We start from the raw sequence: 15,226 nt of genomic DNA on the forward strand, positions 1-15,226 counted from the left end.
TCGCCGCCGGCCGCGCCGTCCGCGCGGGCCGCGACCTCCGCGGCGTACCCGGCGGCGATCACCTCCGCGACCGCGTCCATGTAGCAGAACTGGGCGTCGACGACGAGGCTGAGCGCGCCGAGGTCGAGGTCGAGGCCGCCGGGCACGGCCGCGAGCGTCCGCCACGCCGCGAGCGCGGACCGGCGCAGCGCCTGCTGCACCTCGACCGGGTCGCGGCCGTCGCGGGCGAGGTGCCGGCCGACCCGCAGGTAGAACGCCGCGACCCGCTCCCACCCGGCGCCGGGGTCCTCGACCAGGTCGCAGAAATGCCGGATCCCCGCGGCGATCCCGGCGCGCGCCCGCCCGGCCTCCTCGTCGCCGAGCGGCGGGTCGCCGCGCCGCAGCTCGTTCAGGACCTCGTCGGCCGCCCGGTCCACCTGCGGCCGCAGCCGTTCGGCCACCCATGCCGGGACGGCCTCGAAGGGCCGCACGTCCAATCCCGTTCGCACCACGCGTCGATCCCCCTGTCCCAGGCCCGCCGGTCGGCGGCGCTCCCAGGATCGCGGATCGCGGCCCGATTCCGATTGTCGCTGGAATAAACCGTTGGGGGCACTTTCATGGAGTCGACTGACAAAAGCGCGGGCCCGGTGACGAGCGCGTTTCGCATTTTCCGAATGACCGGTGAAATCGTCGCCCCGGCCCGTCCCGGACGGACCATTTCCTTCGCGCGGGGCCGGATCAGGGCCTGCGGGCGATGCCGGCGAGCATCTTCCCGCGCAGCTCGGGGCCGTCGACCCGCCACCGGGACGCCTCGACGAGCCCGGGCGGCAGCAGCGGCCAGCCGCCGAAGAACGCCTCGATGGACTCCCGGGTCCGGATGGTGACGCCCGCGGTCGCCGTCCGGTAGGGGCTGGTGATCTCGGCGAGTTCGGCGCCGGTGTAGCCCTCGGTGCTCGGCGTCGAGACGGCGAGGTACCCGCCGGGGGCGAGGCGGTCGCGGTAGGCGGCCACGACGGCGTGCGGGTCGTCCTCGTCCGGGAGGAAGTGCAGGACCGCGAGCATCAGCACGGCGACCGGCTCACCGGGTTCGAGCAGGTCGGCGACCTCGGGGCGGGCGAGCACCGCGTCCGGGTCGCGGATGTCGGCGTGGACCGCGGCGACCCCGGCCGGCTTGGCGCGCAGCGCGGCGTTGTGGGCGGCCACGAGCGGGTCGTTGTCGACGTAGACGACGCGCGCGCCCGGATCGGCCGCCAAGGCGATCTCATGGACGTTCGGCGAGGTCGGCAGGCCGGTGCCGAGGTCGAGGAACCGGCGGACGCCCGCTTCGGCGAGGGCGCGGACGCCGCGTTCCAGGAAGCCCCGGTTCGCGCGGGCCATCATCCCCGCGAGCGGCTGCGCCTCCAGCAGCCGCGCGCCGGCCTCGCGGTCGGCCTCGAAATTGTCCTTGCCGCCGAGTAACCAGTCATAGATGCGGGCGGGGCTGGGACGCGTGACGTCCATGCCCGCCGCCGGCCGTTCGCCGCTCATCCCCGCCGGGCCTCCTCTTCGCGCGGCTCCGTCCCCCCGGACACACCGACCATAAACAGGAATGCGCGCCGGAGCCATCGCGCGGATCGCGGTCACCGGTTCTGGAACGTGTCAATGCTCGTGATCCGCCATTGGCGGGAATGGCGGACGGCGGTGACGGCGAGCATGGCGGGGGACGTGGTGCCCTTGCCGTCGGCGACGCGGGTCGTCTGCTGGTCGGCGTAGACGAGCAGGCGGGCGCGGCCGTCGCGGAGGGTGATGACGGCGCTGTCGGTGACCTTGGTGCTGAGGACGGTCCGCTGCCGCGGCGCGTCGGCGCGGACGCGGCCCATCAGCGCGGCGTACTGGCGGACGGCGGCGCCGGTGAGGCAGGTCCGGGCGGCGGCGTCGGTGCGGCCGGGGTCGGTGTAGGTGTAGGAGAACAGCCGGCCGACCATGTCGGCGGCGGCGCCCTTGACCTCGCTGGTGGCGGCGCTGTCGGTGAGGGCGGTGTTCCGGACGGCCGGGTCGGCGCGGACGTCGCGGGCCTGCCGGTACATCCCGATGCCGGACGCGGCGAGCAGCACGGCGAGCAGGCCGAGGACGGCGGGCGAGGCGGCGGCGGCCTTCCAGCGGGCGCCGCCGAGGATGCGGGTGGTGTGCGCGGCCATGGCGGGCCGTCCTCTCACGTCGTGCCCGTCGGGGCCTGGCCGAGGTCGCTGATCCGCCAGCCGCCGGCGGTGCGGGCGAGGCGGCCTTCGAGGCGGTTCTGCTTGGTGACGGGGGCGCCGCCGGGCGGGGTGACGGTGGTCTCGACGGCGACGAGCACGCTCGCCTTGCCGGACCGCTCGTCCAGTTCGGAGACCGCCGCGTCGAGGATCCTGGCGGTGGTGACGGTGCGGGCCTTGCGGACCCGGTCGGTGAACCCGGCGCGGTCCTGGGCGATCTGCCGGTGGAGGTCGCCGGTGGTGGAGTCGAGCCAGGTCTTCAGGCCGGCGTCGACGGTGCGGTAGTCGAGGGTGTTGAGGTTCTGGACGCCCTGCTCGGCGCTCTGCAGGACGTCGTCGCGGGTGCGGGAGTAGTCGTAGGCGCCGTCGTGGGCGGCGGTGTGCCAGTTCCAGCCGGCCCAGGCGGCGAAGAGGGCGGCGAGGACGGCGAGGCACGCCGCCGTCCTTTGCAGGTTGTCGGATTCCGGCATGGCGGGCCTCCCGGTCACGCGGACTTCAGCTCGGTGATGCGCCAGTGGCCGTCGTCGCGGTGCGCGGTGACGGTGAGCTGGGCGGCGGCGGGCGTCCCGTCGGGCTTCCCGGCGCGGGTGGCGGTCTGGTCGAGGAAGACCAGCAGCCGCGCGGTGTCGCCGACGAGGGAGATGACGCCGGCGCGGGTGACGCGGGTGGTGAGCGTGACGCGCTGGGCGGGCGCCTGCCGCGCGACCTGGCCGAAGATCTTCGTGTACTGCGCGGCGGCGGACCCGGTGAGCACGTCGGACGCGGCGCGCCGGGCGGCGTTCACGTCGCCCGGCGTGTAGCTGAAGATGCGGCTGAGCGCGGTGGACACGTCGCCGGTGACGTCGGTGGTGGCGACGCCGTCGAGGACGGCGCGGTCGTGCGGAGAGCCGTCGTCGCGGAAGCGTCCGGCGATGGGGTGCAGCAGCAGCGCGATCAGGACGAGCCCGAGCGCGACGCCGAGCGGCTTGGAGAGGCCGAGGACGCGGTTCATCGCGCACCGGCCGGGATGGAGGTGAGCGATTCGAGCTTCCAGCCGGCCGCGGTGCGGACGGCGCCGGCCTCGAAGCGCTTGCGCTGCAGGGTGGGCGTGCCGCCCTGCGGGGTGAGGGTGACCTGCACGGACGCGATGACCTGGGCCTTGCCGGCGGCGGTGTCGAGGGAGGTGACGGCGGCGCCGGTGACGGTCGCGAACGCGCTGGTCCGGGACGTGCCGATCTTCGCGCGGTTCGCGGTCTCGTCGCGCTGGAGCTGGTCGTGCAGGGGGCCGGTGGTCGCGTCGAGCCACGCCTTGAGGCCGGCGGACGGGTCGGACCGGTCCATGGTGTTGAGCGCGGCGATCTCGCGGCTGCTGCTGCGCAGGACGAGGTCGCGTTCGCGTTCGGGGCCGCTCGCGCGGTCGCCGCCGGCAGGGAAGAGGGTGAAGGCCGTCCAGCCGAGGAACGCGGCGGCGGCGAGGATCGCGGCCCAGCCGATGAGGCCCCACCCGGCGAGGAGGAGGCGGCGCTTGGGGCGGGGCCGGGGCCGGGGTTCGGCCTTCAGGGTGGCGGTCATCAGTGCCCTCCGTTCAGGCCGAGCAGGGCGCTCATCCCGGACGGTCCGGGCGCCACGCCGGGCAGCGCGAGCGCGCCCGGCAGGGCCGGGTTCGCCGGCGCGGCGGAAGCGCCGCCGAGGACGGAGCCGGGGCGGGCGGCGGCCGGGACGGGCGGGTGCGGGGCGTTGGCCGATCCGCGCACGTTGACCCCGCTGGACGCGGGCGCCGTGCAGCGGGCCGCGGTGTTGAGGGCGGGGCCGGGGGACGTGTCGAGCCCGTTGCGGTACCGCGTCCCGCCGTAGCCGGACGTGCAGGGCAGCGGGTTGAAGAACGTGTTGACCATCCCGAAGTTGAGGCGGCCGTCGTGCGCGACGGTCAGGCCCATGGACACCGCGTCGGGGAGCTTGGCGAGGAGTTGCTCCAGGCCGTCCGTGCGGGGCTGCAGGACGCGGGAGGTGGTGAGGAAGTTCGCGATGAGGACGCTCATCGACGGGTCGAGGTCGCGGACGAGGCCCTGGAACTCGCCGGCGGCGCCGGGCGCGGTGGCGACGAGCTTGCGGAACGCGGGGTCGGAGGCGCGGAGCTGCTGCGACAGCAGCCGGGCGTTCCGCCCGAACGCCTTCAGGGCGCCCGATTCCTCGTCCTGGGTGTTCAGGACGGTCTGGCTGTCGCCGATGAGGGAGCGGGTCGGTTCGATGTTCCGGTCGGCGGCCTCGGTGAGGGTGTGGCTGTTGTCCAGCAGCACCTGGAGGTTCGGGCCCTCGCCGGCGAACGCCCGGCCGAGTTCGGCGACGACGGTCCGCAGCGACCCGGTCGGGACGGACGCGGCGAGGTCGTTCACGCTGGTCAGCAGGTCGGTGACGGGCGCCGGGGTGGTGGCGGAGGAGCGCGGGATGACCGAGCCGGCGGCGAGGTAGGGGCCGGTGCCGGTGCGGGGCCGCAGGTCGATGTACTGCTCGCCGATCGCGGAGCGGTCCGCGACGACGGCCTGGGTGTCGCGCGGAACCTTGGGCGCCGACTTGCGGATCCGCAGGTCGGCGATGACGCCGTCGCCGGTGAGGTCGAGGCCGCCGACGCGGCCGATGGAGGTGCCCCGGTAGGTGACGTCGGCGTTCTTCGCGAGGCCGCCCGCCTCGGGCAGGTCGACCTTGACGACGTAGTAGTCCTTCAAGCCGACGTATCCGCCGAGGTCGGCGTAGTTCAGGCCGACGTAGCAGATCGCGAGAGCGCCGACGATCAGGAAGACGATGTTCTTGATCCTGGTGCCGATGGTCAGCATCCGGTCAGCCCCCCTGCCCCGCCGGGCCGCCCGCGGGCGTGCCGTCGCCGCTGCGCGGCAGCGGCGTCACCGGCGGGACGATCTGGGTCCCCGGCTGCGCGGTGACCTGGAGATACACGTTGAGGTAGTCGCCCTTGACCGCGGGCAGGACGGCGTCGGTGAACGGGTAGGTGAGCAGGACCTGCAGCGCGTTCGGCAGGTCGTGCCCGGCGTCCGACAGCTTGCGCAGGGTCGGTTCGAGCGCCTGGAGGTCGGCGACGAGGTCGGCCTGGCTCTGCTTGACGGTCGTGACGGCGACGCCCGACAGGTCGTTCAGCGAGTTCAGCATCCGGACGAGCGCGCCGCGCTGCTCCTCCAGCACCTTCAGGCCGGGCTCGATGTCGTCGAGCGCGACGCCTATCTGCCCTTGGCGCGCGCGCAGGGTCCCCGACAGCCGGTTGATGCCGTCCAGCGCGTCGGTGATGCCCTGCTTGTTCGCGTCGAGGTCGCCGACGAGCCTCTTCGCCTGCTCCAGCAGCGACCGGATCTGCGGCTCGTTGCCGTCGAGGGCCTTGTTCATCTCGGTGGTGATGGTGCGCAGCTGCGCGATCCCGCCGCCGTTGAGCAGCATCGACAGCGCGCCGAACACCTCCTCGACCTCCGGGTTCCGGTTGGTGCGCGACACCGGGATCACCGCACCGTCCGCGAGCCTTCCCGTGCTCGCGGACGGCGCGGGCCCGCCCGGCGCGGCACCGCCCGGCGCGGCGGCGCCCCCCGGGAGTCCGGTGCTCGCGGGTGCGGCGCTGAGCTGGACGAACTTCTCGCCCAGCAGGCTCGACTGCTGCAGCTGCGCGGACGCGTCCGCGGGCAGCCGCACATCGCCGTTGATCTTCATGGTGACCTCGGCGGTCCAGCCGCCGGGCGGCAGCGCCACCTTCACCACCCGGCCGACCGCGACGTCGTTGACCTTCACCGCGGACTGCGGGACGAGGTTCAGCACGTTCGCGAACTCCGCCTTCACCGTGTACGGGTGGTCGCCGAGGTCGGCGCCGCCGGGCAGCGGCAGGTCCTGGACGCCGCCGAACCCGGCCGGGCCGCAGCCGCCGAGCGTCGTCGCGGCGAGCGCGGCGAGCAGCGCCGCCGTCCTCGCCCGCCGGGCGTTCGCCCTGGTCATGGCGCTCCCTTCGGCGAGCCGGCGGCCGGCGCGGCGGGCGCGGCGGGCGCGGCGCGTCCGGTGGCGGGCAGCGGCAGGCTCATCTCGGTGAGGTCGCCGCGGCCCATCAGCGTCCGGCTCCTCGGGTCGTAGGCGTTCAGGACGTTGGTGACGGCGAGCGGCAGGTCGTCGAGGGCCTCGGCGAGGGACCTGCGCTGGTCCACCAGCAGCTGCGTGATCTTCGAGAGTTTCGCCACGTTCGTACTGATCTGCTCACGGTTGTCGTGGATGAACACCTTCACCTTGGCGAGCGCGGCGGCGAGCGCCTTGAGCGCCGCGTCCAGCTCGTCCCGGTCGTCGGCGAGAAACCCGGTCACGTCGGCGAGCTGCTGCTCGGCCTGCCGGACCTGCCCGTCGTTCGTCTTCAGCATCGAGGTGAACGCCGACAGGTTCGAGATCGTCGCGAACAGGTCCTTCTGCGAGCCCGACAGGGTCTTGGCGGCCTGCGCCATCCGCTCGGTGGTGGTGCGGATGTCCTGGCCGTTGCCCTGGAGGTTCTCGGCGCCGGTGCCGAGGACGCGGGACAGGGCGCCGTCCTTGTTGACGCCGCCCGGCCCGAGCTCCTTCGACAGCTTGGTGATGCTGGCGTAGATCTGGTCGAGCTCGACGGGCGTCGCGGTCCGTTCGACGGGGATCACCGCGCCGGTCGCCATCTTCGGGCCGCCGGTGTAGGCGGGCGTCAGCTGGACGTACCGGTCGGCGACGAGGCTCGGCGCGATCGCGACGACGTTCGCGCCGGCCGGGACGTCGATCCCGTGGTCGACCGTCAGCACGGCCCTGACCTGCGTTCCCTCGGCCCGGACGGAGTTCACCGTGCCGGCCTTCACGCCGAGGATCCGCACGTCGGAGCCCTTGTAGACGCCGACGGCGTCGTGGAAGTAGACGGTGATCCGGGTCCCGGCCGGGGGCCGCAGGACGAGGAACGCGACGGTCGCGGCGGCGATGACGGCGAGCCCGGCGGCGACGAGCGACGCCGGTCCGGCGAGTTTGCGCAGCATCAGTGCCCGCCCTTCCTGGGCGGCATGCAGCCCTTCTCCGGTGTCGTCCTGGGCGCGTAGTCCTTCGGGACGAGCCCGCACAGGTACCCGTCGAGCCAGCGTCCGTTGCCCATCGAGTTGCCGAGCAGCCGCGTGTACGGGCCGGCGGTCCTCAGCGCCCGGTCGAGGCTGCCCTGGTTCCTCTGCAGCAGGTCGGTGACGCGGCCGAGCGCGCGCAGCGTCGGGTCGAGTTGCTTCTGGTTGTCGTCGACGAGCCCGCTGATCTGCTGCGACAGCGACTGCGTCCCGACGAGCAGCCCGTGGATCGCCTCGCGGCGCCGGCCGATCTCGTCCAGCAGCAGGTTCCCGTCGCGCAGCAGCGCCTGGACGTCCTGGGTCTGGCCGGAGACCGTGCCGGTGATCTGCCGGGTGTTCGCCAGCAGCCGGGACAGCTGCGCGTCCCGCGACGAGATCGTCTTGGAGAGCGCGGACACGCCGCTCAGCGCCTGCCGGACGCTCGGCGCGGTGTGCGCGAACGCGCCGGAGATCGCGTCGAGGCTCTGCGCGAGCTTGACGGAGTCGAGCTGCCCGGTCGTCGTGGCGAGGTCCTGGAACGCCTGCGTCACGTCGTAGGGGGACGTGGTGCGGGCCAGCGGGATCGTCCGGCCAGGGTCCTGGCGGTGCGGGCCGAGCGGGTCGACGGCGAGGTACTTGTCGCCGAGCAGCGTCTTGATCGCGATCGCGACGGTGCTGGCGTCGCCGACCCAGGTCCGCTTCACCCGGAACGTCACCGCGACCTTCGCGCCGTCCAGCCGGACCCCGGTGACCTCGCCGACCTTGACGCCCGCGACGCGGACCTCGTTGCCCGGGCGCAGCCCGGCCGCCTCGCCGAAGTCGGCCCGGTAGGTGGTGCCGCCGCCGATCAGCGGCAGGTCCTTGGCGTTGAACGCGGCGAGCCCGGCGGCGACGAGCAGCGCGATCGACACGATCGCGACGAGGACCGGGTTGCGCTCGCGGACCGGCTTGAGCCGCGGCCGCCTCATGATCCGCACCTCGCCGCGTCCGACCGCACGCCGGTCGGCGCCGGGTGGGTCTCGCCCGGGTACTGCTGGTAGGTCACCCCGGTCACGGACGCCTCGCACATGTAGAAGTTCATCCACGACCCGTACGAGCCGATCCGGCCGATCGCCGCCATCTTCACCGGCAGCGTCCGCAGGAACTTCTCGACGGTCGGGGAGTCGTCGTTGAGGTTGGTGGACAGCCGCCCGAGCTGCGCGATGTCCTGCTTGAGCGGGGCGCGGCCCTCCTGGAGGAGGTCGGTGGTGGCGCCGGCGAGGTCGTCCAGGGCGCTGATCGCGTTCCCGATGGACGTCCGGTCGCCGGCGAGGCCGGACACGAGCCGCCGGAGCGTCGTGATGAGGCCCGACAGGTTGTCGCCGCGCGCGTTGATCGTGTCGAGGACGGCGTTGAGGTTGTCGACGACCTGCCCGATGACCTGGTCCTTGTCGGCGATGCTGCTGGTGAGCGACCCGACCGTGGACAGCAGGTCCTCGACCGTCCCGCCCTCGCCCTGGAGCACCTGCACGATCGATCCGGCGAGCTGGTTGACGTCCTTCGGCGACAGCGCCTGGAACAGCGGCTGGAAGCCGTTGAACAGCTGCGTCAGGTTGAGCGCGGGGGCCGTCCGCTCGACGGGGATCGTCGCGCCGGGGTTCAGGACGCCGGCGTCGCCGGTGCCGCGGCCGATCTCGAGGTACCGCTGGCCGATCAGGTTCAGGTACTTGATCGTCGCGGTGGACGAGGCGGGCAGCCGGTGCCCGCGGTCGACCTTGAACGTGACGAGCGCCTGCCGGCGGCCGGCGACCCGGATCCCGCCGACCCGGCCGACCTGGACGCCGGCGATCCGCACGCTGTCGCCGTCGCGCAGCCCGGACGCGTCGGTGAACCGCGCCCGGTAGGTGACGGAGCCTCCGCCGCCGGTCTGCGCGATGGTGAGCGCCAGCATCCCGGTCGCCACGACCGTCACGACGACGAACGCGAGCGACTTCCACAGCGGGCCGAGCAGCCCTCTCCGGTTCATCGGATCCGCACCTCCGTGCCGCGGTAGACGGGCCCGAGGAGCACGCTGCTCCAGTCGGGCAGGTCCTCGGGGACCTCCTGGAGGCCGGGGGCCAGCAGCTCGTTGACCAGGCGGTTCTCCTCCGGGGAGTTCGGCAGGCCGAGCGCGCCGGGCGCGACGGCGACCGGGGTGGCCGCGTTCGGCGGCGCGGACTTCACGGTGCCGCCGGCCGGGTAGCAGTGCGGGCCGGTCTTGTCGGTGTAGCGGGGCGTGTCCTTGCCGGGGACGTAGCGGCCCTTGTTCTGGACGGTCGTCACGTCCACGTGCAGGCCGGGCCGCTTCGTGCCCTTGCCGAGGACCCTGTCCATCAGCGGGATGAAGTCGTTCAGCATCCGCAGCGTGCAGGGCATCTCGGGCGAGTACTTCTGGAGCACCTGCAGGGAGGCGCGGCTGTCGGCGGCGAGCGCGATGAAGTTGGCCGAGTTCTCGTGCAGGAAGTCCGACATGTCCTGCGAGGCTCCGGTGACGGTCGCGTACAGCCGGCTCAGGTCGTCCTTCTGCTGGACGATCGAGCGGGTCGTGTAGCTGAAGTCGTTGAGCGCCTGGAGGATGTCGGGCGCCGCCTCGCTGTAGTCGTTGCTGACGGCGACGAGCTCCCGGATGTCCCGGTTCAGCGCGGGCAGGCTCGGGTTGATCTTCTTGAGGTAGGCGTCGAGCTCCACCAGGGTCCTGCCGAGCTGCTCGCCGCGCCCGCTCAGCGCCTGCGACACCGCGGTCAGCGTCGCCGACAGCTGCGCCGGCTGCACGGCGGTGAGCAGCGGGTACAGGTTGTCCATCACCCGCTGCAGCTCGATCGCGTTGGACGAGCGGTCCTGGCTGATGGTGCTGCCCGCGGTGAGCCGCGCCGGGCTCGGCTGCGCGGGCGGGATCAGCGCGACGAACCGCTGCCCGAACAGCGTCGTCGGCAGCAGTTGCGCCGAGACGTTGCGCGGCAGCAGCCGCACCTTGTCCGGCTGGATCGCCAGCTTCAGCGTCGCGACGCCGCCGTCGGACGACACCGTCCGCACCTCGCCGACGACGACGCCGCGCAGCTTCACGTCCGCGTGCGGGTGCATCTCGCTGCCGGCGCTCGCCGTCCTGAGCGTCACCCAGCTGACCTTGGTGAACGCCTTGTCGTAGATCGCGATCGACAGCCAGACCAGCAGCGCCGGCACCAGCAGGAACGCGACGCCGGCGAGCCGCCGCCCGGCGACCGCCTCGCCGCCCGCCCGCTTGCGCATCCGGGCCTCCCGCCGGGCGTTCATCCGGCCACCTTCACCGTCGTGTTGGTGCCCCAGACCGCGAGGCTGAAGAAGAAGTCGCTCACGCTGATCAGCACGATCGAGGTGCGGACCGCGCGGCCGACGGCCTTCCCCACTCCCGCGGGGCCGCCGGCCGCGCGGTAGCCGTAGTAGCAGTGCGACAGGATCACGAGGACGCTGAAGACCAGCACCTTCAGGAACGACAGCACCACGTCCGTCGGCGACAGGAACAGCCCGAAGTAGTGGTCGTAGGTGCCCGCGGACTGCCCGTTCACCTTCACGGTGACCTCGCGGGACGCGAGGTACGCGCACAGCAGCCCGACCGCGTACAGCGGGACGATCGCGACGGCGCCCGCGATGATCCGGGTCGTCACGAGGTACGGCAGGCTCGGGATGCCCATCACCTCCAGGGCGTCCACCTCGTCGCTGATCCGCATCGCGCCGAGCTGCGCGGTGAACCCGGCGCCGACCGTCGCCGACAGCGCGAGGCCCGACACGACCGGCGCGATCTCGCGCGTGTTGATGTAGGCGGACGCGAAGCCGGTGAACGCCGACGTCCCGATCTGCTGGAGCGCCGAGTAGCCCTGCATGCCGACGACGACGCCGGTCGCTAGGGTCATCGCGACCATCACGCCGATCGTGCCGCCGATCACGCCGAGGCCGCCGCTGCCGAACGCGACCTCCGACAGCAGCCGCTGCACCTCCTTGCGGTACCGGTGGAGCGCGCGCGGCGTCCACAGCAGCGCCTTGACGTAGAAGGTGCCCTGGTCGCCGGGCTGGTCCAGCCACGCGAACCACCGGTTCGGGCCGCCCCTCACCACCGTCAAAAGGCTCACGTCAGCCTCCCTTCGGCGGGACGACCTGCAGGTAGATCCCGGTGATCACGAGGTTCATCAGGAACAGCAGCAGGAACGTGATGACGACGGACTGGTTGACGACGTCGCCGACGCCCTTCGGCCCGCCCTTCGGGTTCAGCCCCCGGTACGCGGCGACCACGCCGGCGACGAACCCGAACAGCAGCGCCTTCGCCTCCCCCACGTAGATGTCGGGGAGCTGCGCCAGGGCGGAGAAGCTCGCGACGTACGCGCCGGGCGTGCCGCCCTGCATCATGACGTTGAAGTAGTAGCCGCCCGCGACGCCGACGACCGAGACCAGCCCGTTCAGCAGCAGCGCGACCGCGACGCACGCCAGCACGCGCGGCACCACGAGCCGCTGGACGGGCGAGACGCCGAGCACCTCCATCGCGTCCAGCTCCTCGCGGATCGTCCGGGCGCCGATGTCCGCGCAGATCGTCGAGCCCGCCACCCCGGACACCAGCAGCGCCACGATCATCGGGCTGGCCTGCTGGATCACCACCAGCACGCTGGCGGCGCCGGTGAACGACTGCGCGCCGAACTGCTGGGTGAGCGAGCCGACCTGCAGCGAGGTGACCGCGCCGAACGGGATCGACACGAGCGCGGTCGGCAGGATCGTCACGCTGGCGATGAACCAGAACTGCTCGACGAACTCGCGGAACTGGAACGGCCGGCGGAACGACATGCCGAGCACGGTGGCGCCGAGCGCGAACATCCGCCCCGCCTGGCGCAGCGCGCTCAGCGGGAATTCGATGACCGGTGCCGCCACGGCCGGGCCTCCTTTCGCGTTCGCATGGTCCAGGAAAACTACTGGCGGGTAAATTCGATATGCAAGAAGGTGGGGAACGAAAATCCCCGGGCTCGCGCTCTTCTATCCCGAACTGACACATTCTTGATGATCATGAGCATTTATCTGGCATCGGGCAACACGTTTCCCGGCCGCCGGGAGGGGGCGCGCGAACGGCGCGGAACCGGCTATCGTCAAGGCCCCACCCCGCGGGAAGGAACCGAAGTGAACCGACGTCGTCTCGCAGCCCTGCTGCTCGCGCCGGCGCTCTCCCTCACCGCCTGCGGCGGTGGCGGCGACGGCAAGAGCGACTCGTCCTCCTCGTCCGCCCCGAACCCGGAGGTGAGCGTGGGCATCACCGTCCCGTCGAGCCCCGGAGGCTCCGGCGGCCCCGGCGGCGGGGGCGGTTCCGCGGGCGGTGGCACCGGCGGTTCCGGCACGCCCGGCGGCGCCGCTCCGTCCTCCGCGCCGACCAAGGTCGTCAACGACTTCGTCGCGTGCATGCGCGCGCACGGCGTCAAGGTCCCCGACGACGTGAGCCACTGGCAGCCCACCCCCGGCCCCGGCGACACCCACATGCAGGCCGCCCTGCTCGCCTGCATGAAGTCCGCCGGTGCGAAGTGACCCCGCCCGCATGAAGTCCGCCGGGGTGAAATGACCGCGAGCCCGCCGCCCGTCATACGCCCGGCTTCTTGCAGGGGGCGGCGCGGGTGAACGCGTCGCCGATCGCGGGGGACGCGCGCAGCGCCCTCGTCGGCGGCCGGTAGGCGCCGAGCCGGCGCATCGCCTTGCCCGCGTTCGCCTGCGCCGTGCGGAACGCGGGCGTGCCGACCCGGCCGGTGCGCAGCCCGGACGCCGCGTCCCGCAGCTGCCGCCCGGTGGTCTCCAGGTCCTTCAGCGTCGCGTCCAGCACGGTCCGGCCGTCCGCCATCGGCGGCGATCCGGCCTGCTGGAGGCGGGTGCGGACGGTGTCGAGGCGCTTCGCCATCCCGGTCATGTAGGCGGCGATCGCGCGCTCGGAGGCGGCGACGTCCTGCGCCTTGATCTTGGGCAGCGGGGAGTCGGTGATGCCCGGCGGCATCGCGCGGCACACGCGTCCGGCCCAGGTGATCGTCGCCTTCGTCGCCTTGCGGCGCGGCTCCGCCTTCGCGGTGGCGGACGCGCCGGTCGCGGTGGGCGCGGCGGCCGCGGTGGTGCCCTTGCCGCCCCCGTCATCGCCGCTGCATCCGGCGAGCGGCGCGGCGGCGAGGGCCGCGAGGACGAGCCCGGCGATCGCGCGGCGTGCCATGGCGGTGCTCCTGACCCCGGCGTTCACAGCTGGTGCGTCTTGCAGGAGCCGGCCTGGTCGAACGCCTTGGCCAGGGCGGGGTCGGCGCGCAGGTCCTTGGTGGGGCCCTGGTAGGTCTGCACCTTCTGCATCGCCTGCCCCGCCGCGGTGACCGCGGCCTTGAACGACTTGGCGTCGGTCACCTTGGCCTTCGCGAGGCCGGCGGACGCGGTCCGGACCGCCGACTCGGTGCCGCGCAGGTTGGCCAGCGCCGTGTTCAGCGCCGCCTGCCCGTTGTCGATGGGCGGCGCGCCCGCGCCCTGGAGCCGGGTCTCCATCGTCTGGAGGCGCCTGCCCATGGCGTCGAGGAAGCCGGCGAGGGCCTTGGCGGACTTCGCCCCGTTCTTCGGGTCGATCTGGGGGAAGCTCAGGCCGGCGCCGCTCGCGGTGACGCCGTCGCAGACCTTCCCGGCCCACGCGACCTCCGGCTTCGCCTTGTCTCCGCCGCCGCCGCAGCCGGCGGCGGCCGCGGCCGTCACGGACGCGAGCACGGTTCCGATGATCAATCGCCGAATCATCGAACTCTCCTTCAGGAACTCGGGGTGGTGGTGCAGTTCGAGGCCGCGGGCTTCCCGGCGAGCCGGTCCGCGATGAACGCCATGGCGTCCGCGTTTCCGCGGTAGACGAGCGTGATATGGCTCAGGCCCTTCCAGACCTTCCAGGTGAGCGGCACGCCCTCGGTGCAGTACTGCTGGTGCAGGGCGTTCGCCTGGTTGAACGCGACGATCTCGTCGGCGTCGGAGTGGTATTGCAGGACGGGCACCTTGATGGGCGTTCCGCCGAGCCGGTTCTCGGTGACGCGGTCCGCCCACGGCTTCGTGCCGAGCGGATTCGTCGTGAAGTAGTCGGTGACCTTCTTGCCCGGGTAATTCAGCAGCAGTTCGAGGGTGCAGTCGTGCTGCTGCATTCCGGCGACGGCCGCCTTTCCGGCGTCGTTGAGGTAGGAGTCCAGGTCCAGTTCCGGGTAGGCGTTGTCGAGGCCGATCAGCGCGTCGAGCAGGAAGCCGAACGGCTTCTTGCCGTCCAGGCCGAGCGCGACCAGCGCGAGGTTCGCGGGGACGCCGCCGCCGACCACGCCGACGAGGTTCAGTTCCGGCGCGTAGGCCGGCTGGAGCTGGCCCGCCCACATCGCGGCGCCGCCGCCCTGCGAGTAGCCGCGGAAGACGACCTTCGCGTCCTTCGACAGGCCCGCGTCGGGCAGCCGCTGCGCCGCGCGGACGGCGTCCATGAGGGCGGGCCCCATCGACTTCCCGGCGACGTAGGTGGTCTTCGGGCCGGCGTGGTAGCCCTCGTAGTCGGGGACGGCGACCGCGTACCCGGCCTGGAGCATCTCGTTCAGCGCGGACTGCTCGTAGAAGGCGCCCTCGTCGATGAACTTGGACGGCGCGCACTGGAACGCCGGGCCGCTCGTCCCGGGCCCCCAGCCGATGATCGGCGCCGTCGCCCGGTCCGCGCCCTTCGGGACGAGGATCGTGCCGGTGACGGCGTCCGGCTTCCCGAGCGCGTCCGTGGACAGGTACATGACCTGCCACGCGTCGGCCAGCCTGCGCGCCGTGGGCGGCCCGGCCTTCGACGGCCGGGACCGGATGACGTCGCCGGGCGCGCCGGCGGGCAGCGGGTCGGGCGGCGTGTAGAAGGCGTCGCCGGGCGGGGCGGGGTCGGACGCGGCGGCGGCGGGCCGGTCGGGCGCCGCCGCGGCGGTCCCG

17 protein-coding genes and 1 pseudogene are annotated in these 15,226 nt (G+C 73.0%); 1 reads left to right on the top strand and 17 read right to left on the bottom strand.

Annotated elements, in window-relative coordinates:
• The 14 genes and pseudogenes from F9B16_RS41335 to F9B16_RS41400 form a co-directional block, all read right to left on the bottom strand.
• Positions 1 to 470, bottom strand: a pseudogene (locus F9B16_RS41335) (PucR family transcriptional regulator); the annotation flags it as partial.
• A gap of 247 nt (positions 471 to 717) precedes the next feature.
• Complete coding sequence (locus F9B16_RS41340) at positions 718 to 1,506, bottom strand: SAM-dependent methyltransferase (RefSeq protein ID WP_192809241.1); 789 nt, start codon at positions 1,504 to 1,506, stop codon at positions 718 to 720.
• A 92-nt stretch (positions 1,507 to 1,598) separates the two neighbouring features.
• A complete protein-coding gene (locus tag F9B16_RS41345; RefSeq protein WP_151545720.1) occupies positions 1,599 to 2,156 on the bottom strand; it encodes a hypothetical protein in 558 nt (185 codons plus the stop codon).
• Positions 2,157 to 2,170: 14 nt separating this feature from the next.
• Positions 2,171 to 2,683, bottom strand: coding sequence for a nuclear transport factor 2 family protein (locus F9B16_RS41350; RefSeq protein WP_151545721.1), 513 nt, complete (start codon positions 2,681 to 2,683; stop codon positions 2,171 to 2,173).
• A 14-nt stretch (positions 2,684 to 2,697) separates the two neighbouring features.
• Complete coding sequence (locus F9B16_RS41355) at positions 2,698 to 3,204, bottom strand: hypothetical protein (protein ID WP_151545722.1); 507 nt, start codon at positions 3,202 to 3,204, stop codon at positions 2,698 to 2,700.
• Complete coding sequence (locus F9B16_RS41360; RefSeq protein WP_151545723.1) at positions 3,201 to 3,764, bottom strand: hypothetical protein; 564 nt, start codon at positions 3,762 to 3,764, stop codon at positions 3,201 to 3,203. Before F9B16_RS41360 ends, F9B16_RS41355 begins: the two co-directional genes overlap by 4 nt.
• On the bottom strand, positions 3,764 to 5,023 hold the full coding sequence (locus F9B16_RS41365; protein ID WP_151545724.1) for an MlaD family protein: 1,260 nt from the start codon (positions 5,021 to 5,023) through the stop codon (positions 3,764 to 3,766). The genes F9B16_RS41360 and F9B16_RS41365 overlap by 1 nt, the downstream gene beginning before the upstream one ends.
• 4 nt (positions 5,024 to 5,027) lie before the next feature.
• On the bottom strand, positions 5,028 to 6,176 hold the full coding sequence (locus tag F9B16_RS41370; protein ID WP_151545725.1) for an MlaD family protein: 1,149 nt from the start codon (positions 6,174 to 6,176) through the stop codon (positions 5,028 to 5,030).
• Positions 6,173 to 7,213, bottom strand: coding sequence for an MCE family protein (locus F9B16_RS41375; RefSeq protein WP_151545726.1), 1,041 nt, complete (start codon positions 7,211 to 7,213; stop codon positions 6,173 to 6,175). The genes F9B16_RS41370 and F9B16_RS41375 overlap by 4 nt, the downstream gene beginning before the upstream one ends.
• Entirely contained in the window at positions 7,213 to 8,235 is a 1,023-nt protein-coding gene (locus F9B16_RS41380) for an MCE family protein (RefSeq protein WP_151545727.1), read from the bottom strand. Before F9B16_RS41380 ends, F9B16_RS41375 begins: the two co-directional genes overlap by 1 nt.
• Complete coding sequence (locus tag F9B16_RS41385; RefSeq protein ID WP_151545728.1) at positions 8,232 to 9,272, bottom strand: MCE family protein; 1,041 nt, start codon at positions 9,270 to 9,272, stop codon at positions 8,232 to 8,234. Before F9B16_RS41385 ends, F9B16_RS41380 begins: the two co-directional genes overlap by 4 nt.
• The gene (locus F9B16_RS41390; protein ID WP_225992404.1) at positions 9,269 to 10,555 is read right to left on the bottom strand and encodes an MCE family protein; all 1,287 of its coding nucleotides are present in this window, start codon (positions 10,553 to 10,555) and stop codon (positions 9,269 to 9,271) included. The genes F9B16_RS41385 and F9B16_RS41390 overlap by 4 nt, the downstream gene beginning before the upstream one ends.
• Positions 10,552 to 11,388 carry an MlaE family ABC transporter permease gene (locus F9B16_RS41395; RefSeq protein ID WP_151545729.1) on the bottom strand — a complete coding sequence of 279 codons (837 nt, stop codon included), beginning with the start codon at positions 11,386 to 11,388 and terminating at the stop codon, positions 10,552 to 10,554. Before F9B16_RS41395 ends, F9B16_RS41390 begins: the two co-directional genes overlap by 4 nt.
• Position 11,389: 1 nt before the next feature.
• Entirely contained in the window at positions 11,390 to 12,175 is a 786-nt protein-coding gene (locus F9B16_RS41400) for an MlaE family ABC transporter permease (RefSeq protein ID WP_428993761.1), read from the bottom strand.
• A 243-nt stretch (positions 12,176 to 12,418) separates the two neighbouring features.
• Here F9B16_RS41400 and F9B16_RS51655 point away from each other — a divergent pair, with 243 nt between their 5' ends.
• Positions 12,419 to 12,817, top strand: coding sequence for a hypothetical protein (locus F9B16_RS51655; RefSeq protein ID WP_192809242.1), 399 nt, complete (start codon positions 12,419 to 12,421; stop codon positions 12,815 to 12,817).
• A 52-nt stretch (positions 12,818 to 12,869) separates the two neighbouring features.
• On the opposite strand, the gene F9B16_RS41410 is transcribed toward F9B16_RS51655, so the two are convergent.
• The 3 genes from F9B16_RS41410 to F9B16_RS41420 all read right to left on the bottom strand — a co-directional run.
• The gene (locus tag F9B16_RS41410) at positions 12,870 to 13,481 is read right to left on the bottom strand and encodes a hypothetical protein (RefSeq protein ID WP_151545730.1); all 612 of its coding nucleotides are present in this window, start codon (positions 13,479 to 13,481) and stop codon (positions 12,870 to 12,872) included.
• 23 nt (positions 13,482 to 13,504) lie between these two features.
• Positions 13,505 to 14,038, bottom strand: coding sequence for a hypothetical protein (locus F9B16_RS41415; RefSeq protein WP_151545731.1), 534 nt, complete (start codon positions 14,036 to 14,038; stop codon positions 13,505 to 13,507).
• Between the two features lie 11 nt (positions 14,039 to 14,049).
• The coding region (locus tag F9B16_RS41420; RefSeq protein ID WP_151545732.1) for a lipase family protein at positions 14,050 to 15,226 on the bottom strand (1,177 nt) is incomplete at its 5' end.

The organism is Actinomadura montaniterrae (assembly GCF_008923365.1).
Lineage (GTDB): Bacteria > Actinomycetota > Actinomycetes > Streptosporangiales > Streptosporangiaceae > Spirillospora > Spirillospora montaniterrae.